The sequence below is a fragment of the Streptococcus mitis genome, from assembly GCF_047460035.1.
In the GTDB taxonomy this organism is placed as follows: Bacteria; Bacillota; Bacilli; order Lactobacillales; family Streptococcaceae; genus Streptococcus; species Streptococcus mitis_DW.
Genome location: NZ_JASHHB010000001.1, coordinates 332549 through 357362, shown reverse-complemented (window position 1 = coordinate 357362; position 24814 = coordinate 332549). Strand labels below are relative to the sequence as shown.

Genomic DNA, 24814 nt, shown 5'->3' with positions numbered 1-24814 from the left:
ATATGATTCTTTCTAATGAGTTGTTTCGTCGCTTTTCATTATAGGTCATATGGGACTTTTTTTCTACACAAAAATAGGCTCCATAATATCTATAGGGGATTTACCCACTACAAATATTATAGAGCCTTTTTGTTTTTTGGAATAATAGATCCATTTTAATAATATAAAAAACTTCAGATGTGTTGAACTTAATTGAATTACTCATCTGGAGTTTTTTTATAATTGTATTTTTTTACTTCCAACTCTTGAGTGAAATTTCTCCGCTATTTAGCCAGATTTCTTTTCCGTTATCACATTGAACTAAAAGTTTTCCATTTTCTGAGATTTCTTTTGCAAATCCTTTGTAGTCTTTCTGATCTAGTGTAAAAGTCACTTCTTTTCCTAGAACGAAGGACTGCTTTTTGTATAGGTATAATAGCTCTTCTGCTGGTGTTTCGAAGAAAGCACGCCATATTTCTATGATTAATTCATTTCTTGTTATAGGAGCTGGTGCGTTAAATAAACTAGCAGCTTTTTCTTTTAATTCTTGAGGGAAGTCTTTAATAGTAAAGTTGATTCCTACTCCAATAATGATATCTGTGACTAGGCCTGATTCTACAGACGTCATTGCCTCAGTGAGGATTCCTCCAATTTTATGATTTTTGAGGTAGATATCATTGACCCATTTTATGTCGACATCTATTAAAGTTAGGTTCTTAATGGCTTTGTAGATAGCTCCTGCTACAAGTAGTGTGTAGGATGGTAATTGGTCATAGGGGAGATTTGGTTTAAGATGGAGTGTCATATAAATGCCACCTTGGGGTGAGTAGAAAGAACGTTGAAAACGGCCTCGGCCAGCTGTTTGATAGGAAGCTAGATAGAGGGTGTTTGCTTCATTTCCTAAATCAATTGCTTCTTTTGCATCGAGTTGTGTTGATCTTGTTTCGGGTTTAAAACTGATTTTAATTGGAAGATTTTGTTCTAGAAGTTCTGGAAGAATAAGGTCACCATTCACCAGTTTATAGCCTTTGTTTTTGATACTATCAATTTCAATGCCTTCTTGTTCTAAACGCTTGATGGCTTTCCAAATTGATGTTCGGGTCAGTGATAGTTCTTCTGCAATCTTTTCTCCGCTGATATAGTCGGTTTCTTTAGCTAGAATTTTGTAGACGGCTTGGTAGGATTTCATAGTGTTTCCTTTCTCACTAGTTGGTGTTGAGAATATTCTTTTCTTGTTTGACTTGGAGTCTGATTAAAGTATTGTTTATAAGCTTTAGAAAAATGTAGTGGATCTGAAAAGCCTACCGAGTATGCAATTACCTTGATTGACTCTTGGGTATTTTCGAGGAGTTGTTTAGCTCGATACATTCGAACGTATAGTAGGTATTCTTTTGGAGATAAGGTGTTAAATTCTTTGAATACGCTTGATAAGTAGCTTCTGTGAACGGATAGTTCTTTTGCTAAATCTTGAATTGTAAGTGATTGAGGATAGTGGCTATCAATTAATCGTTTGCATTCAAGATAGAGTTGGTGGGTCGATGAAATATTCTTTTTCTTCTGATTGGGAGCAATAGTTCCCAGATGAAACATCAGTTCATGGAGTTGTCCCATGATATGGAGTTGAGCTAATTCATTTGATTTGGTAATCTGAGCGAAGCGGACAATGTCTGAGATGAGTTTTGCAGTAGTCTGGGTATGACAAGTTTCAGATTGGATGAGATAAGATTGGTCAGAAATTTGAGAAAGAGCAAAATAATCAGGAGCTTTCCCTCCTGTTATTCCTAACCAGTAGTAGGACCAAGGTTTCTCATTGTCTGCTTGATAAAAGGTTAATTCATCTGGTTTTAATAGAAAGAAATCTCCTTCTTTTAAATCAACAATTTTACCTTTGTAATGAAATTTACCTTGTCCTTTAGTAATGTAATGTAGAACGTATGTATCTCGAATTGTTGGACCAAAAGAGTAATTTGGTGTGCATTCCTCATATCCATAAAAGCTTAGGGAAAGGTCAATTGTTCCAGTCTGGTATTCTGAAAAAACTAGCATGTGCTACCTCCTACCTAACATTTTACCATATTCTTGAGACATTTTTCTATTTCGGAAAGCGTTTTCAGATGATAAAATATAATCTATAAAGTGATGAGGTGAAGTAAATGGGAGTTAGGATAGAGAATAATCTATTTTATGTTGAAAGTAAAAATCTAAGTTTGATTATTGAAAATCGAAATGGCTACTTACTTTTGAAACATTTAGGAAAGACTATTAAGAACTATAAAGGTTCCAATAGTGTTTATGAACGGGACCATGCCTTTTCAGGAAATCCAACAGCTACTAATCGAACCTTTAGTTTAGATACTCAACGTCATATTTTTGGGCAACATGGCTTAGGAGATTTTAGGAAACCAACTATACAGATTCAGCATAGTGTAACTGAAGTAACAGACTTTCGATTTGTAGAAGCAAAAAGTTTAAAAGGTCAGAATGGTCCACAGGGCTTACCTTCTCCACATAGCATGGATAATACAGAGACTCTTGTCTTAATGTTAGAAGATTCTAAGGCTCAACTTAGTCTGAATTTGTATTATACTGCTTTTGATAATGATTCGACTATTGCTAGCTACAGTAAATTAGTGAATAATAGTAATCAGGAAGTTGTCATTCATAAAGACTTTTCTTTTATGGCTGATTTTCCAGCGGCAGCTTACGAAATCGTAACTCTGCAGGGTGCTTATGCTCGTGAAAAGACTGTTCGACGTCAACAGGTAGAACAAGGAATCTTTTCAATTAGTTCGAACCGTGGAGCTTCTGGGCATGCTCAAACACCAGCTCTTCTACTCTGTGATCAAGGAATCACAGAGGATGCAGGGAATGTGTTTGCTATTCAACTAATGTATAGTGGAAACTTTGAAGCTTTTGTTCAAAAGAATCAATTGAATGAAGTTCGGCTGGCTATTGGGATTAATCCGGAAAACTTTTCTTGGAAGTTAGACCCTGAGGAATACTTTGAAACACCGGTAGCTTTAATGACCTATTCAGACAAGGGATTAACTGGTGTTAGTCATGCAAGTCAGAATTTTGTACTGAAGCACATTATGCCAAGTAAATTTTCTACAAAAGAACGCCCAATTCTAATTAATAACTGGGAAGCTACTTACTTTGACTTTCAGAGAGAAAAACTGTTAGAGCTAGCTGATGAAGCTAAGAAAGTTGGCATTGAACTTTTTGTATTAGATGATGGTTGGTTTGGCAATCGTTTTGATGATAATCGTGCTTTAGGTGATTGGGTTGTTAATGAGAAAAAACTGGGTGGAAGCCTAGAAAGTCTGATTTCAGCTATCCATGAAAGAGGTTTGCAGTTTGGGCTTTGGTTAGAACCTGAAATGATTTCTGTAGATAGTGATTTGTATCGTAAACATCCTGACTGGGCTATTCAGGTTCCTGGTTATGAGCATACTTATTCTCGGAATCAATTAGTACTTAATCTTGCCAATCCTCAGGTAGTAGAATACTTGAAAAATGTCTTAGATCAACTCCTATCTTATCATGAGATTGATTACATTAAATGGGATATGAATCGTAATATGACCAACCTAGGAAATGGCTTTACTTATCTAGAGACAAAGATGCAATCTCATCAGTACATGTTGGGGCTTTACGAACTCGTTTCTTATCTGACAGAGAAGCACAGCCATATTCTCTTTGAGTCCTGCTCTGGTGGTGGTGGACGAAATGATCTGGGTATGATGCGCTATTTCCCACAAGTCTGGACTAGTGATAATACTGATGCTATTGCACGTTTACCAATTCAATACGGTTCATCCTATCTCTATCCAACCATTTCTATGGGGGCTCATGTGTCAGCAGTACCGAATCATCAGATGGGACGAACGACACCATTAGAAACACGTGGACATGTAGCAATGATGGGAAATTTGGGATATGAGCTTGATTTGACAAGTTTATCAGATGAAGAGAAAGGTGAGATTGCTAATCAGGTGAACTTGTATAAAGAATTACGACCAGTAGTTCAGTTAGGACAACAGTATAGACTAATTAATCCTGATACTGCATCCAATGAAGCAGCTGTACAATTTAATTACAAAAATCAAACGATTGTAACCTACGTTCGCGTTTTGTCAGTTGTAGAGACCATGGAAACAACTTTAAAGTTAAAAGATTTGGATGAAGAGGGACTATATGAATTACAGGAAAATGGCGAAGTTTACTCAGGTGCAGAACTAATGTATGCGGGTTTAACTGTTATTTTATCCCAAGGAGATTTTTTGAGTAGACAGTATATTTTTAGAAGACTATAATAAAGGTGTATAAATTTATAAAGGAGGCTTTCCAATGAAATGGTATAAGAAAGCAGGTTTTCTTTTAGTCGCTGGGGCTAGTTTACTAGGTCTAGCAGCTTGTGGTCAGAATAATCAATCGACTGATGGAAAGGTAACGATTGAATTTTTTAACCAGAAGACCGAAATGGCGGATACTTTGCAAAAAATTGTAGATAATTTTGAAAAGGATCATCCTACTATTGATGTAAAACTGACGACTGTTCCGGCAGCTGGTATTGTTCTGAAGACTCGGATTTTATCAGGAGATGTTCCAGATATTGTTAATATCTATCCTCAAAATATGGATTTTCAGGAGTGGGCAAAAGCAGGTTACTTTGCAGATATGACAGGGAAATCTTATCTTGAGAATATTAAGAATGACTATGCAGAAAAGTATGCAATCAATAACAAGATTTATAGTGTGCCTTTAACTGCTAACCTTTATGGAATCTATTACAATAAAACAAAGTTTAAAGAATTAGGACTTGAGGAACCGAAGACTTTTAAAGAGTTTCAAGAGATTGTTAAAAAGATAAAAGATAGTGGGAATTCTCCGTTTGCAGTTGCAGGCAATGAAGGATGGACATTAAACGGTTATCACCAACTTTCTCTCATTACCATTACAGGCAGTGGAGACGCAGCTAATAACTATCTTCGCTTTTCAAAACCAAATGCTATTTCTGTAGATGATGCTATTTTAAAAGCAGATGCAGAACGACTAGATTTGTTGGCAGACAATGCTCAAGATGGATGGCGTGGTGCCTCTTATAATGATGCGGTGGTAGCATTCTCGAATGAAAAAGCTTTTATGATGCCACAAGGATCATGGGCATTAGCGGCAATTAATCAACAGGATCCAAAATTTGATGTGGGGATGTTTGCCTTCCCAGGAGAAGAAGTAGGAAAAGAAGTCACTGTTGGTGCAGGGGACATGGCATTATCAACTTCAGCTACGACCAAACATCCTAAAGAAACCGAAGAATTTATCAGCTATATGACTAGTCCAAAAGCTATGCAGGCATATTATGATGTAGATGGTTCACCAGTTGCTGTGAAAGGTATACAGGAAAAAGAAGATTCAGCACTTGCAGAGATTTCTAAACTAGCATTTACGGATAAACATTATGTTTGGTTGGGCCAACACTGGAATTCTGAAGAAGATTTTTTCAATCTAAGTGCAGGTTACTTGATGGATAAAAATCTGAAAAATATGGCAAACAATCTCAATGCTTTCTTTAATCCAATGAAGGCAGATTTGGACTAGAATAGGAGTTAAGATGATATGGCTATTCGAAAAATTTTAAATAAATACTGGGGTTGGACTTTTTTGCTCATCCCGCTTGCATTACAAGCTATCTTCTTTTACTTTCCGATGGTACAAGGTGCTTTCTATAGTTTGACTAACTGGACTGGATTGACCTATAATTATAAATTTGTTGGTCTGAATAACTATAAATTGCTGATGATTGATGGGAAATTCTTCACAGCCATTGCTTTTACTTTGATTTTAACCCTGGCATTGATTATTGGAGAGATTACAATTGGGATGGTTGTCGCTCGAGCCTTAAATTCTAAGATGAAAGGGCAGACCTTCTTTAGAGCATGGTTCTTTTTCCCGGCGGTTTTGTCTGGTTTGACAGTTTCCTTGATTTTTAAACAATTCTTCAACTATGGTCTTCCAACGATTGGAAAAATTTTAGGGATTAGTTTTTTACAAGAAAGTCTATTAGGAACACCGATCGGTGCGGTAGTAGCAACTATTTTTGTTCTTCTATGGCAAGGAGTAGCAATGCCAATTATTCTCTTTCTTGCTGGTCTTCAGAGTATTCCATCTGATATTTTGGAGGCGGCATCAATTGATGGTGCAACAAGCAAACAAACTTTTTGGAAGATTGAATTACCATATTTGTTGCCAACGATTTCTATGGTTTTTATCCTAGCTCTTAAGTCCGGTTTGACTGCCTTTGACCAAATTTTTGCTTTGACGAGTGGTGGTCCTAATAATGCTACAACGTCTCTTGGTCTTTTAGTCTATAACTATGCCTTCAAGAGTAATCAATATGGATATGCGAATGCAATTGCCTTGATTTTATTCTTAATTATTGGAATTGTTTCTCTTATCCAAATCAAACTATCAAAGAAATTTGAAATCTAATAGGGGAGTCTTACACATGAAAAAAGAAGAAAAATTGAATCAGTTTTGGAAGTATGTTCTCTTGATAGTAGGTGGTATTCTCATACTTGTTCCTTTGTTGGTAACGGTTTTTAGTTCCTTCAAGACAACCAAGGATATCATGAATCATTTCTTTGGTTTGCCCAATCCTTTTACATTAAGCAATTATGAACGATTGGTTTCGGATGGGATTGGAGGCTATTTCTGGAATTCAGCTGTTATTACGGTGTTATCATTGATTGTAGTAGCCTTCTTTATACCAGCTGCAGCCTATTCCATTGCTCGAAATATGTCCAAGAAAAAAGCCTTTGCAATTATGTATTCACTATTGATTTTAGGGATATTTGTTCCATTTCAGGTGATTATGATTCCTATCACAGTTATGATGAGCAAACTCGGCCTGGCAAATATGTGGGGGTTGGTACTACTTTATCTAACTTATGCAATTCCACAGACTCTCTTCTTGTATGTTGGTTATATTAAAATCAGTGTACCAGATAGTTTAGATGAAGCTGCAGAAATTGATGGGGCTGATCGATTTACAACTTACCGTCGGATTATTTTTCCAATGCTGAAGCCCATGCATGCTACAACCTTGATTATCAATGCATTATGGTTCTGGAATGACTTTATGTTGCCATTGTTAATTTTGAATAAGGATTCCAAGCTGTGGACTTTGCCTCTCTTCCAGTACAACTACCAAGGTCAGTATTTTAATGACTATGGGCCAAGTTTTGCATCCTATATTGTGGGAATTGTAACGATAACCATTGTCTACCTCATCTTCCAAAAACATATTATTTCGGGAATGAGCAACGGGGCAGTGAAGTAAGAAAATGCTTAGGGAGTCTATAATTCCTGATACAGAGGAACAGTTCAGCTTGTTGACAATTCTATGTAGAAAACAAGAAAGTAGTACTTAGTTGCTTGCAATCTATATTAATACGAGTTCAATGTGAACAAAAATTTTAAAATATTTTTTATTTACGAAGCCAGGTCATACGAGACTTGGCTTCAATTAAAAAAGGAGAGTAATTATGCCAATTCAAAATAAAACCATGTTGATTACCTATTCTGATAGTCTTGGAAATAATCTTAAAGATCTATATACGAATTTGGAAGAGCATTTTGGGGATGCTATTGAGGGAGTTCACCTTCTACCATTTTTCCCGTCAACAGGTGATCGTGGATTTGCACCGGTTGACTATGACGAAGTGGATCCAGCGTTTGGTGATTGGGAGGATGTTAAGCGTTTAGGTGAGAAATATTATCTTATGTTTGACTTTATGATTAACCATATTTCTCGTCAATCTAAGTATTATAAGGACTATCAAGAAAAACATGAAGCTAGTGAGTTTAAAGATCTCTTTTTAAACTGGGACAAGTTTTGGCCAGAAAATCGTCCGACACAAGCTGATGTGGATTTAATTTACAAGCGTAAGGATCGTGCACCAAAGCAAGAGATTGTTTTTGCAGATGGTTCAGTAGAACATTTGTGGAATACTTTTGGTGAGGAGCAGATTGATCTTGATGTGACCAAAGAAGTAACGATGGCATTCATCCGTAAGACCATTCAGCACTTGGCAAGTAACGGGTGTGATTTGATTCGTCTAGATGCCTTTGCTTATGCAGTGAAGAAATTGGACACAAATGATTTCTTTGTGGAACCAGATATTTGGGATTTGCTGGATAAAGTTCGAGATATCACTGCTGAGTATGGGACAGAGCTCTTACCTGAGATTCATGAACACTATTCGATTCAGTTTAAAATAGCAGATCATGATTACTATGTTTATGATTTTGCCCTTCCAATGGTGACTCTTTATACTCTTTACAGTTCCAGAACAGAGCGCTTAGCCAAGTGGTTAAAGATGAGCCCGATGAAGCAATTTACGACACTAGATACCCATGATGGGATTGGAGTGGTGGATGTCAAAGATATCCTGACCGATGAAGAAATTGACTATGCTTCAAATGAGCTCTATAAGGTTGGAGCGAATGTCAAACGTAAGTACTCCAGTGCAGAGTATAACAATCTAGATATCTACCAAATCAATTCAACCTACTATTCTGCGCTTGGAGATGATGATGTCAAGTATTTCCTTGCCCGTCTGATTCAAGCTTTTGCCCCAGGTATTCCCCAAGTCTACTATGTGGGTCTACTAGCAGGAAAGAATGACCTGGAATTATTAGAAGAAACCAAAGAAGGTCGAAATATTAATCGTCATTACTATAGCAATGAGGAAATAGCAGAAGAAGTCCAACGTCCTGTAGTGAAGGCCCTTCTCAATCTATTTTCTTTCCGTAATCGTTCAGAAGCATTTGATTTAGAAGGAACTATTGACGTTAAAACACCAACAGCCCACAGCATTGTAATCAAACGTCAAAATAAAGATAAGTCCGTAACAGCAGTAGCAGAAATTGATTTGCAAAATCAGACTTATCGGGTAATTGAGAACGGAATTGAAGTAACATTTTGAAGCCTTGATATGGTTGATAAAATAGGGTTTTTATTTTAGAAAACGTTTCCTTTGTTTTCAAATTGCTAAAAAAGTGGTACAATATAGGGTAGCTTACTATTATCTGAATCAACTGATTTGGAGAGAAAGGATTCATTTTGAAATCAATAGGCTTTATTGAAAAGCTGAAAGGGTTGTCTAGTAAAGAGCTGATTTTATTGGGAATTATCCTGAGTATCTTTTTACCCTTTTATCTTTTTGTAGTTGTATTCTGTTTATATATTATTAGTTTGATTTTTACAGGAGACATGAAAAGTATTCTTCAGAAAATGGGGGAGCATCCGATGCTGCTTCTTTTTCTTGGCTATAGTACTGTTATATCTGTTTTTGCACAAAATTGGATGGGAGTTGTGGCTTCAGTAGGAATTTTTCTATTTACTGTTTTCTTTTTGCACTATCAGTCGATTTTATCACATAAATTCTTTCGATTGATTTTGCAGCTCGTCTTGTTTGGTAGCGTCTTGTCAGCTGCTTTTGCGAGTTTAGAACATTTCCAAATTGTGAAGAAATTTAACTATGCTTTTCTTTCACCCAATATGCAGGTGTGGCATCAGAATCGTGCAGAAGTGACCTTCTTTAACCCTAATTATTATGGAATTATTTGTTGTTTCTGTATCATGATTGCCTTCTATCTATTTACAACGACCAAGTTGAATTGGTTGAAAGTATTCTGTGTGTTTGCAGGCTTTGTTAATCTCTTTGGATTGAACTTTACGCAAAATCGAACTGCCTTTCCTGCTATTATCGCTGGAGCAATCATCTATCTCTTTACGACCATTAAAAACTGGAAGGCCTTTTGGCTTAGTATTGGGGTCTTCGCGATTGGCTTGAGTTTCCTCTTTTCTAGTGATTTGGGAGTTCGGATGGGGACTTTGGATTCTTCTATGGAAGAGCGCATTTCTATCTGGGATGCTGGGATGGCCTTGTTTAAGCAAAATCCTTTTTGGGGTGAGGGGCCATTGACCTACATGCACTCTTATCCTAGGATAAATGCTCCTTATCATGAACATGCTCACAGTCTATATATCGATACGATTCTGAGTTACGGAATTGTGGGGACTATTTTATTAGTTTTGTCTTCTGTTGCTCCTGTTCGATTGATGATGGATATGAGTCAGGAGTCGGGGAAACGTCCGATTATCGGTCTTTATCTGTCTTTCCTTACAGTGGTTGCTGTACATGGAATTTTTGACTTGGCCCTCTTCTGGATTCAGTCAGGTTTCATTTTCTTACTAGTTATGTGCAGTATTCCGTTGGAGCATCGAACTTTGGTATCGGACATGACGGATTAAGTTTATAAGATTAAAATCTTCTACCTTGGGTAGGAGATTTTTTTACTGGGAAAAATTATTTCCAAATCGAAATAGTTGACAGTTAGAACGATGAGTGTTACAATTGTTTTATTCTTTTCGATATCGAAATAAATTGGAGGTGTTATGAAGGATAGTCATTTGCTAGCCCATCATATTCGTTTGTTGAATGGGCGGATTTTTCAAAAGTTACTGAGCCAAGACCCTGAAGCTCTTTATCGGAGTGAGCAGGGCAAGATTTTAGCGGTTTTATGGAATAGTGAAACTGGCTGTGCAACTGCAACAGATATTGCGCTTGCGACTGGGCTTGCTAACAATACACTGACGACGATGATTAAAAAACTAGAGGAACAAAATCTTGTAGCTATTAGTCCATGTGGAGAAGATAAGCGTAAGAAGTATTTGGTTTTAACAGAGTTGGGGCAGTCTCAGAAAGAAGTGGGGTATCGTGTCAGTCAGAAATTGGATACGATCTTTTACAAAGGATTTTCAGAGGAAGAAATTCGTCAGTTTGAAGCCTTTCAAGAAAGAATTTTGGATAATCTGAAAGAGGAGGAAAATGAGGTTTAAAATGGAGCAAATTAGCTGTTTATAAGTAAAGACCACTTTTGACTTTGTTTTCCAACTCTTAGGACAAGGAAACTATGTGGTTAGCTATGGTCAGACTCAGATTGGTGGAGTTGCCTATGCCCAGTATGACATCTTCCGTCTAGAAAACGGGAAAATTGTGGAACATTGGGATAATAAGGAAGTCATGCCTAAGGTAGAAGACTTGACCAATAGAGGGAAGTTTTAAATTGAGGATACAGAATGATTGAATACAAAAATGTGGCGCTACGCTACACAGAAAAAGATGTCTTGAGAGATGTTAATTTACGGATTGAGAATGGCGAGTTTATGGTTTTAGTTGGTCCATCTGGATCAGGTAAGACGACCATGATCAAGATGGTCAACCGCCTCTTGGAACCGACTGATGGAAATATTTATATGGATGGCAAGCGTATCAAAGACTATGATGAGCGTGAACTTCGTCTTTCTACTGGTTATGTTTTACAGGCCATTGCTCTCTTTCCTAATCTAACGGTCGCGGAAAATATTGCCCTGATTCCTGAGATGAAGGGTTGGACTAAGGAAGAAATTGCTCAGAAAACAGAAGAGCTTTTGGCTAAGGTTGGTTTACCAGTGGCTGAGTATGGACATCGACTTCCTAATGAATTATCTGGTGGAGAACAGCAACGGGTCGGTATTGTTCGTGCTATGATTGGTCAGCCTAAGATTCTCCTCATGGATGAACCTTTTTCAGCCTTGGATGCTATTTCGAGAAAACAGTTGCAGATTCTGACGAAAGAATTGCATAAAGAATTTGGGATGACAACGATTTTTGTAACCCATGATACGGATGAAGCTCTGAAATTGGCAGACCGTATTGCTGTCTTGCAGGATGGAGAGATTCGCCAGGTAGCGAATCCCGAGACCATTTTAAAAGCCCCTGCAACAGAATTTGTAGCAGACTTGTTTGGAGGTAGTGTTCATGACTAATTTAATTGCAACTTTTCAGGATCGTTTTAGTGATTGGTTGACAGCTCTATCTCAACATTTGCAGTTGTCACTTTTGACCCTGTTACTAGCTATTTTGCTTGCGATTCCTTTGGCTGTTTATCTTCGCTATCATGAGAAGTTGGCGGATTGGGTCTTACAGATTGCAGGGATTTTCCAGACCATCCCGTCTCTGGCCTTGTTGGGACTTTTTATCCCCTTGATGGGAATTGGAACCTTGCCTGCTTTGACAGCTCTAGTGATTTATGCGATCTTCCCGATTTTACAAAATACCATCACTGGGCTGAAAGGAATTGATCCGAACCTGCAAGAGGCTGGGATTGCCTTTGGGATGACTAGGTGGGAGCGACTCAAGAAGTTTGAAATTCCACTTGCTATGCCTGTTATGATGTCTGGGATTCGGACGGCAGCGGTCTTGATTATCGGTACGGCAACCTTGGCTGCCTTGATTGGTGCAGGGGGACTGGGTTCCTTTATCCTTTTGGGAATTGACCGTAATAATGCCAGTCTGATTTTGATTGGGGCCCTTTCTTCTGCAGTGCTTGCCATTGCCTTTAATTTCCTGCTAAAAGTGATGGAAAAAGCAAAATTGCGGACGATTTTTTCTGGTTTTGCCTTGGTGACAATATTGCTCGGTCTGTCTTATAGCCCAGCCCTCTTAGCTCAAAAAGAGAAAGAAAACTTGGTTATTGCTGGGAAATTGGGTCCAGAACCAGAAATTTTAGCCAATATGTATAAGTTGCTGATTGAAGAAAATACTAGTATGACTGCGACTGTTAAACCGAATTTTGGGAAGACAAGCTTTCTTTATGAAGCTCTGAAAAAAGGCGATATTGACATTTATCCTGAATTTACTGGTACGGTGACTGAAAGTCTACTTCAACCATCACCGAAAGTGAGTCATGAGCCAGATCAGGTTTATCAGGTGGCGCGTGATGGCATTGCCAAACAGGATCATCTAGCCTATCTCAAACCTATGTCTTATCAAAATACCTATGCTGTAGCTGTTCCGAAAAAGATTGCTCAAGAATATGGCTTGAAGACCATTTCGGATTTGAAAAAAGTGGAAGGGCAATTGAAGGCAGGCTTTACACTTGAGTTTAATGACCGTGAAGATGGAAATAAGGGCTTGCAGTCAATGTATGGTCTCAATCTCAATGTAGCGACCATGGAGCCAGCTCTTCGCTATCAGGCAATTCAGTCAGGCGATATTCAAATTACGGATGCCTATTCGACCGATGCGGAATTGGCGCGTTATGATTTGCAGGTCTTGGAAGATGACAAGCAACTCTTTCCACCTTATCAAGGGGCTCCACTGATGAAAGAAGCTCTTCTCAAGAAACATCCAGAGTTGGAAACAGTTCTCAATAAATTGGCTGGTAAAATTACTGAAAGCCAGATGAGCCAGCTTAACTATCAAGTGGGTGTTGAAGGCAAGTCAGCAGAACAAGTAGCCAAGGAATTTCTACAAGAACAAGGTTTGTTGAAAAAATAGCTTGAAAAGCTAAACTCAACTTGGTTAAACGACTATATAGAAAAATGCTCAGACAATCTTGTCTGGGCTTTTTTGATTATTGAAAAGATAAAAAACTCAGTAGCCTAGAAATAAGGCAACCGAGCTTTAATCTGTATTCAATTTTTAGGAATGAGAAGGTCTAGATAAAACTGCACAACTTCTTGGTCTGTAAAGTCTTGTCCTTTTTTGAGCCACCAGGTCAATGTCTCGATAAAGTTGGACACGACTAAGTGTTGGAGGTAAGAAGCAGGCAGACTTGGGTGTGCTTCTTTAAACTCATCAGTTAGCATGGGATAGACGTGGTGCTCCAGCTCTCTCCGGAGTTGACGGAGGAAGTAGTCATTCTTGGAGAATAGTAAACTGGTGATATGGTCTTGGTTTTTCTGAAAATGGAGAAAGAGGTGGGCGAGGTAGTCCTCAGTTGAAATGGGTTGCTCTCTTTCAAAGAGATGATGGAAGAGGTGGCGGCAAAGCGCGTCCAGAAGTAGTTCCTTACTCTCATAGTGACAGTAAAAGGTGGATCGTCCCACATCTGCGAGATCAATGATATCCTGAACTGTAGTGGCTTCGTAACCCTTATCGTTTAAAAGTTGTAGAAAAGCTTGATAGATGGCTTTTTTTGTTTTGCTGATACGGCGGTCAATGGTAGTCATATGGACACTTGAGGCAAATTGTTCAGAAATGAATAAAGCTGACGTTTTGCTTCTATCCTTTCTTTGAGTTTTAGTGGATAATGATAATGAACAAGGTATTCATAAATCTATTATAACAAAGGAATGAGAAAGATGAAGGCAAAATATACTGTTTGGGTAGCTTTTTTCTTAAATTTAAGCTATGCTATTGTTGAGTTTATCGCAGGAGGAATCTTCGGTTCAAGTGCTGTTCTTGCTGATTCTATCCATGACTTGGGAGATGCTATAGCAATCGGCATATCGGCCTTTTTAGAAACAATCTCAAATAGAGAAGAAGATAGGCAATACACCTTGGGTTACAAGCGATTTAGTCTTTTAGGGGCCCTAGTGACTGCTGTGATTCTTATCACAGGATCCATTCTAGTGATCTTGGAAAATATAACTAAACTTTTGAATCCACAGCCCGTTAATGACGAAGGCGTCCTCTGGCTAGGAATCATTGCAGTCAGTATCAATGTGCTAGCTAGTCTAGTAGTTCGTAAGGGAAAGACAAAGAACGAGTCAATTCTGAGCCTGCACTTTTTGGAAGATACTCTAGGTTGGTTGGCTGTCATTCTAATGGCGATTATCCTCCGATTTACAGATTGGTATATCCTTGATCCGCTCTTATCGCTTGTCATTTCCATCTTCATTCTAACAAAAGCTATTCCTCGATTTTGGAGCGCACTCAAGATTTTCCTGGATGCTGTGCCAGAAGGACTAGAGACAGGTGATTTGGAGAAGGATTTGGAGGCTCTGACCAATGTCAAAAGTGTCAATCAACTTAGCATTTGGTCCATGGATGGTCTAGAAAATAATGCTATTATCCATATCTGTTTAGAGGATTGGGAGGAGATGACGGAAACAAAGAATCAAGTACGTCAGCTCTTAGAAGAAAGAGGTGTGCAGAATATTACTATCGAAGTGGACACCAGTCAAAGCAATCATGCGCAACATAAGCGAAAGGTAACAGCCTTAGGGCAATCCCATGGGCATCAACACTAGAAAAAGCGGCTGAGACAAAACTCAATTTCAAGAGAAAATGAAGTAAATCTTCATACAAAAAAACGTATAGTATCAAGGGTTTTCAATGTCTGATACTATGCGCTTTTTGCTTTTAAAGACTTTTTTTCCAGTTTCTTTGGTATCATATTTGAAAGACGCTTTCCCCAACCTCTTTCTTTGATTGATGAAAAGGTATGCTAATAAGAGAACTGATAATGATAAAAAATTTTTCGATTAGACGCAAAATGCTTGACTTGGAGTCAACTCAAAATTATATAATAAGATAAGTGAGTTAGAATAGCTTAAATTCAGTGAATGAGAGGAGGTTAGTGTATGAATATTAAATCTGCTAGTGACTTGTTGGGAATTTCAGCGGATACGATTCGGTACTATGAACGGGTTGGTCTTGTGCCACCGATTACTCGAACTGCAACTGGAATTCGTGATTTTCAAGATCATGATATTGAAGCTCTGGAATTTATTAAGTGTTTTCGTTCGGCAGGTGTCTCTGTAGATAGTTTAGTTGACTATATGTCTCTCTACCAAAAGGGGGATGAAACGCGAGAGAAAAGGCTTGGTATTTTAGAAGAGGAAAAGAAAAAATTAGAGGAGCGCTTGTCTCAGTTACAGGTGGCTTTAAATCGCTTAAATCTCAAAATTAAACTTTACAAGGAAGGAAAAATTTAAATGAAATCAGCAGTATATACAAAGGCAGGTCAGGTTGGTCTTGCTACAATTGAACGTTCGCAAATTATAGACGCAGATGATGCGATTATTCGTGTAGTTCGTGCGTGCGTTTGCGGATCGGATCTATGGAGGTACCGTAATCCAGAAACGAAAGCTGGACACAAAAATAGTGGACACGAAGCGATTGGGATTGTCGAAGAAACTGGGGAATCCATTACGACGGTGAAACCAGGTGACTTTGTCATTGTCCCTTTTACCCATGGATGTGGTGAATGTGATGCCTGTCTTGCTGGCTTTGACGGTTCTTGCGATAATCATATTGGTAATAACTTGGGAGGCGATTTTCAGGCGGAATATATTCGTTTTCACTATGCAAACTGGGCGCTGGTTAAAATCCCTGGACAACCTTCTGACTACACAGAAGGTATGCTAAAGTCCCTCTTGACTCTTGCAGATGTTATGCCGACAGGCTATCATGCGGCGCGTGTTGCTAATGTTCAAAAAGGGGATAAGGTTGTGGTCATTGGTGATGGTGCTGTAGGTCAATGTGCTGTCATCGCGGCGAAGATGCGTGGTGCGTCGCAAATTATCCTCATGAGTCGTCATGAAGATCGTCAAAAGATGGCTCTGGAGTCGGGTGCGACAGCTTTTGTAGCTGAGCGAGGTCAAGAAGGTATTGCCAAGGTGCGTGAAATTCTCAGTGGCGGAGCGGACGCAGCACTTGAATGTGTTGGTACGGAGGCTGCTGTAGAACAGGCGCTAGGTGTCCTTCATAATGGAGGGCGTATGGGATTTGTAGGAGTCCCACACTATAATAATCGTGCTCTTGGTTCGACATTTATGCAAAATATCTCTGTAGCAGGTGGGGCAGCTTCTGCGACAACATATGATAAGCAATTTTTACTAAAAGCCGTCCTTGATGGTGATATCAATCCAGGCCGTGTCTTTACTTCAAGCTATAAATTAGAAGATATTGATCAAGCTTATAAAGATATGGATGAACGTAAGACCATTAAGTCTATGATTGTGATGGCCTAAAAAAGAAAATCCTAATGGAGATTTGAGACTCTCTATTAGGATTTTTTGTCATTTTTAATTTGTGGAGTTATGGCAGAGTACTCTCTCTCAGAGTCAGTCTGGTTCCCAGCATGGTCAGGCTAGGGATTTTGCGACCGTGGAGTACTTCTTTATTAAGAATATCCATGCCTGCTCTGCCCATTTCTTCGGTATAGACGGTGATGCTGGAGAGGGGAGGATAGACTTGCTTGGTCAGGCTGGTGTCGTTAAAGGAAATAAGACTGACGCGGTCTGGCAGGTTGATTCCAGCTTCTTGGAGGGCACGGAGGGCACCGATAGCTAAACTATCGCTAGCTGCAAAAAATGCTGGTGGCAGTTGGTCTCCCAAACTCTGAATAGCCTCCTTCATCAAGTCATAGCCAGACTGGGCAGTAAAGCTTCCTTGAAAGACCAGTTCATCATGATAGATTCCCTTTGCTTGACTGTAGTTTCTAAAATTTTCCAGTCGCTTATCCTCAATGATTTCTTCTTGGTCGGTTGTTTCTTCAAGGCCTGTTAGAATCCCGATGCGGTCCATCCCTTGGCTGAGAAAATAATCGACAACCTGTTTCATGGCAGTGTAAAAGTCTGTGATAATGCAGGTATGTCCCAGGGAAAGTGTATCGCTGTCTAGAAATACAAGAGGCTTTTGGTATTCTTCAAAGGCAGAAATCTGAGCTCGGCTAAATTTTCCGATGCAGAGAATCCCAATTACTTCCTCGCTTAGGGTAAAAGGATGGTCATTAAAATAGCGCAAGATATCGTAGTCCAACTCTTGGGCTCTTTTTTCTATGCCTAGGCGAATCTGGTAGTAGTAGAGATCGTCTAGCTCCCCTTGTTCGCTGACCCATTGGATAATGGCAATCTTTTGCTTGGGCTTGTGGGACTCGCCTGTCTTGAGGTGCTTGGTGTAGCCCAGCTCTTCAGCAACAGTTAAAATACGGTGTCTGGTTTCTTCTGTAACAGATAGACTCTGGTCGCGATTGAGGACACGGGATACGGTCGCGATAGAGACAGAGGCTAGCTGTGCAATGTCTTTTAAGGTAGCCATAAATCCTCCTTGATTAGATTAGTATATCATATTTTTCTGCTTTTTACCGATAGTTTAGTAAAATTTTAGTAAAAAGGATTGACCTTGGAAAATCCCTTGGATACAATAGAAGAAAACGATTACACGTTAAGGTGACTTAACGGACAGTAAAAGGAGAAATCATATGACACAACATCTTACTGCTGAAACTCTTCGCAAAGACTTTCTTGCTGTTTTTGGTCAAGAAGCAGACCAAACTTTCTTTTCACCAGGTCGTATCAATTTGATTGGTGAACACACAGACTACAACGGTGGGCACGTTTTTCCTGCTGCTATTTCCTTGGGAACTTACGGTGCAGCTCGTAAGCGTGACGACCAAGTTTTACGTTTCTACTCAGCTAACTTTGAGGACAAGGGTATTATCGAAGTGCCTCTCGCCGACCTCAAGTTTGAAAAAGAGCACAACTGGACCAACTATCCAAAAGGTGTCCTTCATTTCTTGCAAGAAGCTGGACACGTGATTGACAAAGGTTTTGATTTTTATGTTTATGGGAATATCCCAAATGGTGCTGGTTTGTCTTCTTCAGCATCCTTGGAACTTTTGACAGGGGTAGTGGCAGAGCATCTCTTTGATTTAAAATTAGATCGTCTCGATTTGGTTAAAATCGGAAAACAAACAGAAAATAACTTTATCGGAGTCAACTCTGGCATTATGGACCAATTTGCTATTGGTATGGGTGCAGACCAACGTGCTATTTACCTTGATACCAATACCTTAGAGTATGATTTGGTGCCACTTGATTTGAAGGACAATATCGTTGTTATCATGAACACTAACAAACGCCGTGAATTGGCGGACTCTAAATACAATGAACGTCGTGCTGAGTGTGAAAAAGCAGTGGAAGAATTGCAAGTAGCCTTAGATATTCAGACCTTGGGTGAATTGGATGAGTGGGCCTTTGACCAATATAGCTATCTGATTAAAGATGAAAATCGTTTGAAACGTGCTCGCCATGCTGTGCTTGAAAATCAACGTACCCTTAAAGCTCAAGCAGCCCTCCAAGCAGGAGATTTGGAAACATTTGGTCGTTTGATGAATGCGTCACACGTTTCCCTAGAGCATGACTATGAAGTAACTGGTTTGGAATTGGATACTCTTGTTCACACAGCTTGGGATCAAGAAGGAGTTCTCGGTGCTCGGATGACAGGGGCAGGTTTTGGCGGATGTGCCATTGCCTTGGTGCAAAAAGACACTGTTGATGCCTTTAAGGAAGCTGTTGGCAAACACTACGAGGAAGTAGTTGGCTACGCTCCAAGCTTCTATATCGCTGAAGTTGCAGGTGGCACTCGCGTCCTTGACTAGTTAAAAGGAGGCTCTATAGTGACCTTAGTAGATAAATTTGTAACACACGTTATTGCTGAAAGTTCATTTGAGGAAATGGATCGAATCTACCTGACTAATCGTGTTTTGGCACGAGTGGGAGATGGTGTTTTGGAAGTTGAGACCAATCTGGATAAAGTGATTGACCTCAAGGACCAGCTGGTTGAGGAAGCCGTTCGATTAGAGACGATTGAGGATAGTCAGACTGCGCGTGAAATTCTTGGTGCTGAACTGATGGACTTGGTGACTCCTTGTCCAAGTCAGGTCAATCGTGACTTTTGGGCGACCTATGCCCGATCTCCTGAGCAAGCGATAGCGGATTTTTACCAGCTCAGCCAGAAAAACGACTATATCAAACTCAAGGCCATTGCTAAAAATATCGCTTATCGTGTTCCATCTGATTACGGTGAACTTGAAATTACCATCAACCTCTCTAAGCCTGAAAAGGATCCGAAAGAGATTGCGGTGGCTAAGTTGGTGCAAGCTAGCCATTATCCCCAGTGTCAGCTTTGTATAGAGAACGAAGGCTACCATGGTCGGGTTAACCACCCAGCTCGCAGCAACCACCGTATTATCCGTTTTGAAATGGCTGGTCAGGAATGGGGCTTCCAGTATTCGCCCTATGCTTACTTTAATGAGCACTGTATTTTCTTAGATGGCCAGCATCGTCCTATGGCTATTAGTCGTCAGAGTTTTGAACGTTTGCTGGCTATCGTAGAGCAGTTTCCGGGCTATTTTGCAGGCTCTAATGCCGACCTTCCGATTGTGGGGGGCTCTATTCTAACTCATGATCATTATCAGGGAGGCCGTCACGTATTTCCTATGGAATTGGCTCCTTTGCAAAAGACCTTTCGATTTGCAGGTTTTGAGCAGGTCAAGGCTGGAATTGTCAAGTGGCCTATGTCAGTGTTGCGTTTGACTTCGGATTCCAAAGAGGATTTGATCAACTTGGCTGACAAGATTTTACAGGAATGGCGTCAGTATTCAGATCCTAGTGTGCAGATTTTAGCTGAGACTGATGGGACACCGCATCACACCATCACACCGATTGCGCGTAAACGCGATGGACAGTTTGAGTTGGACTTGGTTTTACGAGATAATCAAACATCGCCAGAGCATCCTGATGGTATCTATCATCCCCACAAGGATGTCCAACATATCAAGAAGGAAAATATCGGTTTGATTGAGGTCATGGGCTTGGCAATCCTGCCACCACGTCTGAAAGAAGAAGTGGAGCAAGTTGCTAGCTATCTTGTAGGAGAAGCTGTTACAGTTGCCGATTATCATCAGGAATGGGCAGACCAACTCAGAGCCCACCATCCAGATCTAACGGATAAAGAAAAAGCCCTTGAAATCGTCAAGGACTCTGTGGGTACTATCTTTGCGCGTGTACTTGAGGATGCAGGAGTCTACAAGCAGACAGAACAAGGACAGGCGGCCTTTATGCGATTTGTGGAGCAGGTCGGAATTTTGCCAGACTAGGAGCTTTCTCCTTGCACAGTCCTATAAAAAGTAGTATCATAGTGTCGTTTGAAATATCAGGAGGAAACGATGAAAGATTTTCATTTTGACGCTATATCTGCCTTTGAAAATTACGAAATTGAACAAATGAGAGATGGTCACGTTGTGGTGACGACCAAAGTAGTGGACTCGTCGCTCAACTACTATGGCAATGCTCATGGTGGCTATCTCTTTACCCTTTGTGACCAGATCAGTGGTTTGGTGGTTATCTCGCTAGGATTAGACGGAGTGACGCTCCAATCCTCTATCAACTACCTCAAAGCAGGAAAACTTGATGATGTGCTGACTATTAAAGGAGAATGTGTCCATCAAGGTCGCACAACCTGTGTGGTGGATGTGGATATCACCAATCAAGAAGGCAGAAATGTCTGCAAAGCAACCTTTACCATGTTTGTCACAGGCCAGAGGTCAGAAGAAAGACAGGTAAGGATATAGAAAAAAGAGGTCTACACCTCTTTTTCTTATTTCTTTTTATGATTTAATACAGCATTGAGGGCAATGGCGAGTAGGCTGGCTACGACGATTCCGTTTGAGAAGAACATTTGGAAGGCTGTCGGCATGCTGACAAAGAGATTACTGTTGTTGAGTCCGACACCTGCAGCTATGGATACTGCTGCGATAAGAAAGTTATGTTCATTGTTAGCAAAGTCAACACGAGCGAGGATTTGCATCCCTTGAATAGATACAAAACCAAACATCACCAGCATGGCACCACCGAGGACAGGGCTTGGAATGATTTGGGCAAGGGCGCCAAACTTAGGAAGGAGTCCAAGGAGAACCAGGAAACCAGCTGCGTAGTAGATTGGTAGGCGAGTCTTGATACCTGACAATTTAACCAAACCAACGTTTTGTGAAAATCCTGTGTAAGGGAAGGTGTTAAAGATTCCTCCGAGAAGAACGGCCAAACCTTCTGCGCGGTAACCGTTGCGAAGGCGTGTGCTATCGATTGGATCTTTCGTGATATCAGACAAGGCTAGGTAAACACCAGTTGACTCAACCATAGAAACCGTTGCGATGATACACATCATGATAATAGATGAGATTTCAAAGGTTGGCATCCCAAAGTAGAGTGGAGTTGGGACATGGACAAGTGGTGCTGCCGCAACAGGAGAGAAATCAACCAAGCCCATGCTGGCAGCAATGGCAGTTCCAACAACCAAACCAATCAAAATAGAGATAGACTTGATAAATCCTTTGGTAAAGATGTTGATCAAGAGGATAATCAGAACAGTGATAGCTGCAAGCAAGAGACTTTGACCAGTTGGTTCTGGAACGTTATTTCCCATATTTCCAATAGCAACAGGAATCAAGGTTAAACCAATCGTGGTAATAACAGATCCTGTTACGATAGATGGGAAGAGATTGGCCACTTTTGAGAAGATGCCTGAAACAAGAACCACGTAAATCCCTGATGCGATAAGGGCACCAAACATAGCCCCACTACCATGGCTTTGTCCAATCATAATCAAGGGAGCTACCGACTGGAAGGCAACTCCAAGAACGACTGGGAGTCCAATTCCAAAGTATTTGTTGAGTTGGAGTTGGAGGAAGGTTGCCACCCCACACATGAAGATATCTGTGGAAATCAGGTAGGTCAACTGCTCAGTTGAATAGCCAAGGGCTGTCGCAATCATGATAGGAACCAGGATGGATCCTGAGTACATGGCTAGTAAGTGTTGCAAGCCAAGAACGGCTGCTTGCGAATGTTTTTCTTGAGTTTGCATTAGAGATCTGCCTCCTTAAAAATAACTTGACCATTTTCAAAACGATCCAAACGAGCGAGTGATAGGACAGGATAGCCTGCTTTTTCAAGCAAATCACGGCCATCTTGGAAGGATTTTTCAATCACAATACCGATAGCTTCGACTGTGGCACCAGCTTGTTCGATGATTTGAATCAAGCCTTTAGCAGCTTGGCCATTAGCAAGGAAGTCGTCGATAATCAAAACCTTGTCCTCTGGTGAGAGGAATTTTCCAGCGATAGAAACGGTGCTGGTTACCTGCTTGGTAAAGGAGTAAACTTCGGCAGTTAAGATGCCTTCGTTCATAGTGATGTTCTTAGCTTTTTTAGCGAAAATCATGGGAACGTTTAAGGCTTCAGCTGTAAAAACGGCTGGGGCAATACCTGACGCTTCAATGGTTACAACCTTAGTAATGCCAGCAGAAGCAAATTTTTCCGCAAAAACCTTACCAATCTCTCGCATCAAGCTAAAGTCAACTTGGTGGGTTAAAAAGGAATCCACCTTGAGGATGTTATCACCCAAGATATGCCCATTCTTGAGGATGCGCTCTTCTAATAATTTCATAAGACCTCCTAAAGTCTAAAAGCCAATCCATTTGCTTGTTTAAAGTTTCTAGCAAGAAATAGAAAAAGGACCTACTTAATCTCTAAGTAAGTCCTCAAAATAGGCATGGCAAAAAAGGCCATACCTCAAGCTGACTTACTTATTGTTAGGTGTTCCGGCACCTTGTAGAAACATCGTGCCAATTCACGACATAAACAAGTAAAACGATATTTAATTTTAAATAGGCTTGAGCCAATGTTTTTATTTTACACTAAATAACTTTATAAATCAAATATTTTGTTAGTATTTTTGTTTGAAAAACGAACAAATATAATAAAAATGGGCAAAAATTAACTTATTGACTAACATTTAGAAGGTTTTTCCATCATAAAAGGCATATTATCAAGATTTTTCAAGACTTGACAATATGCCTTTTTCTAACTTTAAAGACTTTTTTCCAATCTTTATTATTCTACTCGCTAAATCTTAAAAAATAACCATCTGGATCTAAAACTGCAAATTCATGAGGATAGATATAGTGATCCCCAACACGAAATTCTCTTTTTGTCAGTTGACGATGGATGAGATAGTTAGCTGACAGCAGATTTTGGTAGAGCTGGGGGACATCCTTGATGCCAAAGGAAATATTGACACCGCGCCCGAAAGGATAGGTCAGTTGGGCTAATTCTTCTGCGCTGCCTTCTTCTAACATGAGCTGGCAGTCTTCAAGCGAGAGGAAGAGAAATTTCTCCTCGGGGCGCTCGTATTCGACAGAGAATCCTAGCAGGTCGCAGTAGAAGTGGCGTGATTTTTCGATGTCAGATACTACAAATTCAGGAATGACAGCTTGATAGTCCATTCGTTTTCTCCTTAGAGTTCAATCTCCATGACAATGGGTGTATGGTCTTGGCGCGCACCGGAGTCAATCATATCAGACTTGGTCACCTTGTCAGCCACGCGGTTGCTTGTGAGCCAGTAGTCGATTCTCCAGCCTGTATTGTTGATTTTAGAAGTCTTGCTGCGTTGTGCCCACCAAGTGTAGCGTTCTGGAACATCGCCATGAATATGGCGGAAGGTGTCGGTAAATCCAGTTGCCAAAAGGTTGGTAAATCCAGCACGTTCCTCGTCGGTAAATCCTGGTGAACGGCGGTTGCTGGCAGGATTTGCAAGGTCGATCTCATTGTGGGCCACGTTGTAGTCACCGGTTGCAAGGACTGGCTTTTCTTTGTCTAGTTCAGCCAAATACTCCGCATATTTGACATCCCAGACTTGACGTTCTTCCAAGCGTTTGAGGCCGTCGCCAGCGTTTGGAGTGTAAACTTGGGTCACGAAAAATTTATCAAATTCTAGAGTGATGATACGACCTTCCAAGTCCATGGTAGAAGGGGCACCGATTTCTGGGAAAGTGACAGTAGGTGTAAGTTCTTTCTTATAAAGGAACATGGTTCCAGCATAGCCTTTCCGGGCAGGTTCTTGGGAAGAGCGCCACGTGTTTGCGTAGCCTGGGAAGAGTTCTTCTAAAATCTCAAGATGTTTTTTAGTAGGCCCCTTGGCAGAAAGCTTGGTTTCTTGGATAGCGATAATATCAGCATTTTCAGCGACCAAGGTTTGTAGGACTTCTTGGGACAATTTCGCGCGAGCTGAGTCACTAGTTAGGGCAGCGTTTAGGGAATCAATATTCCATGAGATAAGTTTCATAAAGTTACCTTTTTCATTCAGATTATAGATTTTATTATACCAAAAAAAGGTCTATTTCCCCAACGTATGGTTTGAAAATTACTCTTTAGA

23 protein-coding genes, 1 pseudogene and 1 riboswitch are annotated in these 24814 nt (G+C 40.1%); of the genes and pseudogenes, 16 read left to right on the top strand and 8 right to left on the bottom strand.

Annotated elements, in window-relative coordinates; translation table 11 throughout:
- Positions 1 to 232 precede the first annotated feature (232 nt).
- Positions 233 to 1168, bottom strand: coding sequence for a bifunctional biotin--[acetyl-CoA-carboxylase] ligase/biotin operon repressor BirA (birA, locus tag QM956_RS01830; RefSeq protein ID WP_414302129.1), 936 nt, complete (start codon positions 1166 to 1168; stop codon positions 233 to 235).
- Entirely contained in the window at positions 1165 to 2025 is an 861-nt protein-coding gene (locus QM956_RS01825) for an AraC family transcriptional regulator (RefSeq protein WP_414302128.1), read from the bottom strand. The genes birA and QM956_RS01825 overlap by 4 nt, the downstream gene beginning before the upstream one ends.
- Positions 2026 to 2132: 107 nt before the next feature.
- Here QM956_RS01825 and QM956_RS01820 point away from each other — a divergent pair, with 107 nt between their 5' ends.
- The 10 genes and pseudogenes from QM956_RS01820 (at position 2133) to QM956_RS01775 (ending at position 13370) form a co-directional block, all read left to right on the top strand.
- Entirely contained in the window at positions 2133 to 4295 is a 2163-nt protein-coding gene (locus QM956_RS01820) for an alpha-galactosidase (RefSeq protein WP_024056778.1), read from the top strand.
- 34 nt (positions 4296 to 4329) lie between these two features.
- A complete protein-coding gene (locus QM956_RS01815) occupies positions 4330 to 5580 on the top strand; it encodes an extracellular solute-binding protein (protein WP_000872420.1) in 1251 nt (416 codons plus the stop codon).
- 18 nt (positions 5581 to 5598) lie between these two features.
- Positions 5599 to 6471: a carbohydrate ABC transporter permease gene (locus tag QM956_RS01810; protein ID WP_001007715.1), complete on the top strand. Its 873-nt coding sequence runs from the start codon at positions 5599 to 5601 to the stop codon at positions 6469 to 6471.
- A gap of 16 nt (positions 6472 to 6487) precedes the next feature.
- Positions 6488 to 7321 (top strand): carbohydrate ABC transporter permease, encoded by an 834-nt coding sequence (locus tag QM956_RS01805; RefSeq protein WP_414302127.1) that lies wholly within the window; start codon positions 6488 to 6490, stop codon positions 7319 to 7321.
- A 205-nt stretch (positions 7322 to 7526) separates the two neighbouring features.
- Positions 7527 to 8969 (top strand): sucrose phosphorylase, encoded by a 1443-nt coding sequence (gtfA, locus tag QM956_RS01800; RefSeq protein WP_414302126.1) that lies wholly within the window; start codon positions 7527 to 7529, stop codon positions 8967 to 8969.
- 137 nt (positions 8970 to 9106) lie between these two features.
- On the top strand, positions 9107 to 10300 hold the full coding sequence (locus tag QM956_RS01795) for an O-antigen ligase family protein (RefSeq protein WP_084950229.1): 1194 nt from the start codon (positions 9107 to 9109) through the stop codon (positions 10298 to 10300).
- A gap of 144 nt (positions 10301 to 10444) precedes the next feature.
- A complete protein-coding gene (locus QM956_RS01790) occupies positions 10445 to 10888 on the top strand; it encodes a MarR family winged helix-turn-helix transcriptional regulator (protein WP_020903524.1) in 444 nt (147 codons plus the stop codon).
- Between the two features lie 34 nt (positions 10889 to 10922).
- Positions 10923 to 11114: pseudogene (locus tag QM956_RS01785) on the top strand (nuclear transport factor 2 family protein); the annotation flags it as partial.
- 14 nt (positions 11115 to 11128) lie between these two features.
- On the top strand, positions 11129 to 11857 hold the full coding sequence (locus QM956_RS01780) for an ATP-binding cassette domain-containing protein (RefSeq protein WP_049543421.1): 729 nt from the start codon (positions 11129 to 11131) through the stop codon (positions 11855 to 11857).
- Positions 11850 to 13370 (top strand): ABC transporter permease/substrate-binding protein, encoded by a 1521-nt coding sequence (locus tag QM956_RS01775; RefSeq protein ID WP_049543424.1) that lies wholly within the window; start codon positions 11850 to 11852, stop codon positions 13368 to 13370. The genes QM956_RS01780 and QM956_RS01775 overlap by 8 nt, the downstream gene beginning before the upstream one ends.
- Positions 13371 to 13507: 137 nt before the next feature.
- Here the strand turns inward: QM956_RS01775 and QM956_RS01770 are convergent, their stop codons facing one another.
- A complete protein-coding gene (locus QM956_RS01770; RefSeq protein WP_000207362.1) occupies positions 13508 to 14044 on the bottom strand; it encodes a TetR/AcrR family transcriptional regulator in 537 nt (178 codons plus the stop codon).
- 132 nt (positions 14045 to 14176) lie between these two features.
- Here QM956_RS01770 and QM956_RS01765 point away from each other — a divergent pair, with 132 nt between their 5' ends.
- The 3 genes from QM956_RS01765 (at position 14177) to QM956_RS01755 (ending at position 16792) form a co-directional block, all read left to right on the top strand.
- Positions 14177 to 15067 carry a cation diffusion facilitator family transporter gene (locus QM956_RS01765; protein WP_000645152.1) on the top strand — a complete coding sequence of 297 codons (891 nt, stop codon included), beginning with the start codon at positions 14177 to 14179 and terminating at the stop codon, positions 15065 to 15067.
- Between the two features lie 333 nt (positions 15068 to 15400).
- Entirely contained in the window at positions 15401 to 15754 is a 354-nt protein-coding gene (gene nmlR, locus QM956_RS01760) for a stress response transcriptional regulator NmlR (RefSeq protein WP_001022624.1), read from the top strand.
- On the top strand, positions 15755 to 16792 hold the full coding sequence (locus tag QM956_RS01755) for a zinc-binding dehydrogenase (protein ID WP_261020798.1): 1038 nt from the start codon (positions 15755 to 15757) through the stop codon (positions 16790 to 16792). It abuts the gene before it with no gap.
- A gap of 67 nt (positions 16793 to 16859) precedes the next feature.
- Here QM956_RS01755 and galR read toward each other — a convergent pair whose 3' ends face one another.
- On the bottom strand, positions 16860 to 17861 hold the full coding sequence (gene galR / locus QM956_RS01750; RefSeq protein WP_004259105.1) for a DNA-binding transcriptional regulator GalR: 1002 nt from the start codon (positions 17859 to 17861) through the stop codon (positions 16860 to 16862).
- 163 nt (positions 17862 to 18024) lie between these two features.
- On the opposite strand from galR, the gene QM956_RS01745 reads away from it, so the two are divergent.
- The 3 genes from QM956_RS01745 to QM956_RS01735 all read left to right on the top strand — a co-directional run bounded on the left by QM956_RS01745 (position 18025) and on the right by QM956_RS01735 (position 21177).
- Complete coding sequence (locus tag QM956_RS01745) at positions 18025 to 19203, top strand: galactokinase (RefSeq protein WP_414302125.1); 1179 nt, start codon at positions 18025 to 18027, stop codon at positions 19201 to 19203.
- An 18-nt stretch (positions 19204 to 19221) separates the two neighbouring features.
- Positions 19222 to 20703, top strand: coding sequence for a UDP-glucose--hexose-1-phosphate uridylyltransferase (locus tag QM956_RS01740; protein ID WP_414302124.1), 1482 nt, complete (start codon positions 19222 to 19224; stop codon positions 20701 to 20703).
- A gap of 69 nt (positions 20704 to 20772) precedes the next feature.
- Entirely contained in the window at positions 20773 to 21177 is a 405-nt protein-coding gene (locus QM956_RS01735; protein ID WP_000651224.1) for a PaaI family thioesterase, read from the top strand.
- Positions 21178 to 21203: 26 nt separating this feature from the next.
- On the opposite strand, the gene QM956_RS01730 is transcribed toward QM956_RS01735, so the two are convergent.
- From QM956_RS01730 to QM956_RS01715, 4 genes are all read right to left on the bottom strand, one after another.
- Positions 21204 to 22466: a nucleobase:cation symporter-2 family protein gene (locus tag QM956_RS01730; protein WP_261020793.1), complete on the bottom strand. Its 1263-nt coding sequence runs from the start codon at positions 22464 to 22466 to the stop codon at positions 21204 to 21206.
- Complete coding sequence (locus QM956_RS01725) at positions 22466 to 23047, bottom strand: xanthine phosphoribosyltransferase (protein ID WP_414302123.1); 582 nt, start codon at positions 23045 to 23047, stop codon at positions 22466 to 22468. The genes QM956_RS01730 and QM956_RS01725 overlap by 1 nt, the downstream gene beginning before the upstream one ends.
- Before the next feature lie 122 nt (positions 23048 to 23169).
- Positions 23170 to 23265, bottom strand: a riboswitch (purine riboswitch).
- 233 nt (positions 23266 to 23498) lie between these two features.
- Positions 23499 to 23885, bottom strand: a complete 387-nt coding sequence (locus QM956_RS01720; protein WP_060805816.1) for a bleomycin resistance protein — start codon at positions 23883 to 23885, stop codon at positions 23499 to 23501.
- Between the two features lie 11 nt (positions 23886 to 23896).
- Positions 23897 to 24724 (bottom strand): exodeoxyribonuclease III, encoded by an 828-nt coding sequence (locus QM956_RS01715; protein ID WP_084930297.1) that lies wholly within the window; start codon positions 24722 to 24724, stop codon positions 23897 to 23899.
- Positions 24725 to 24814 lie beyond the last annotated feature (90 nt).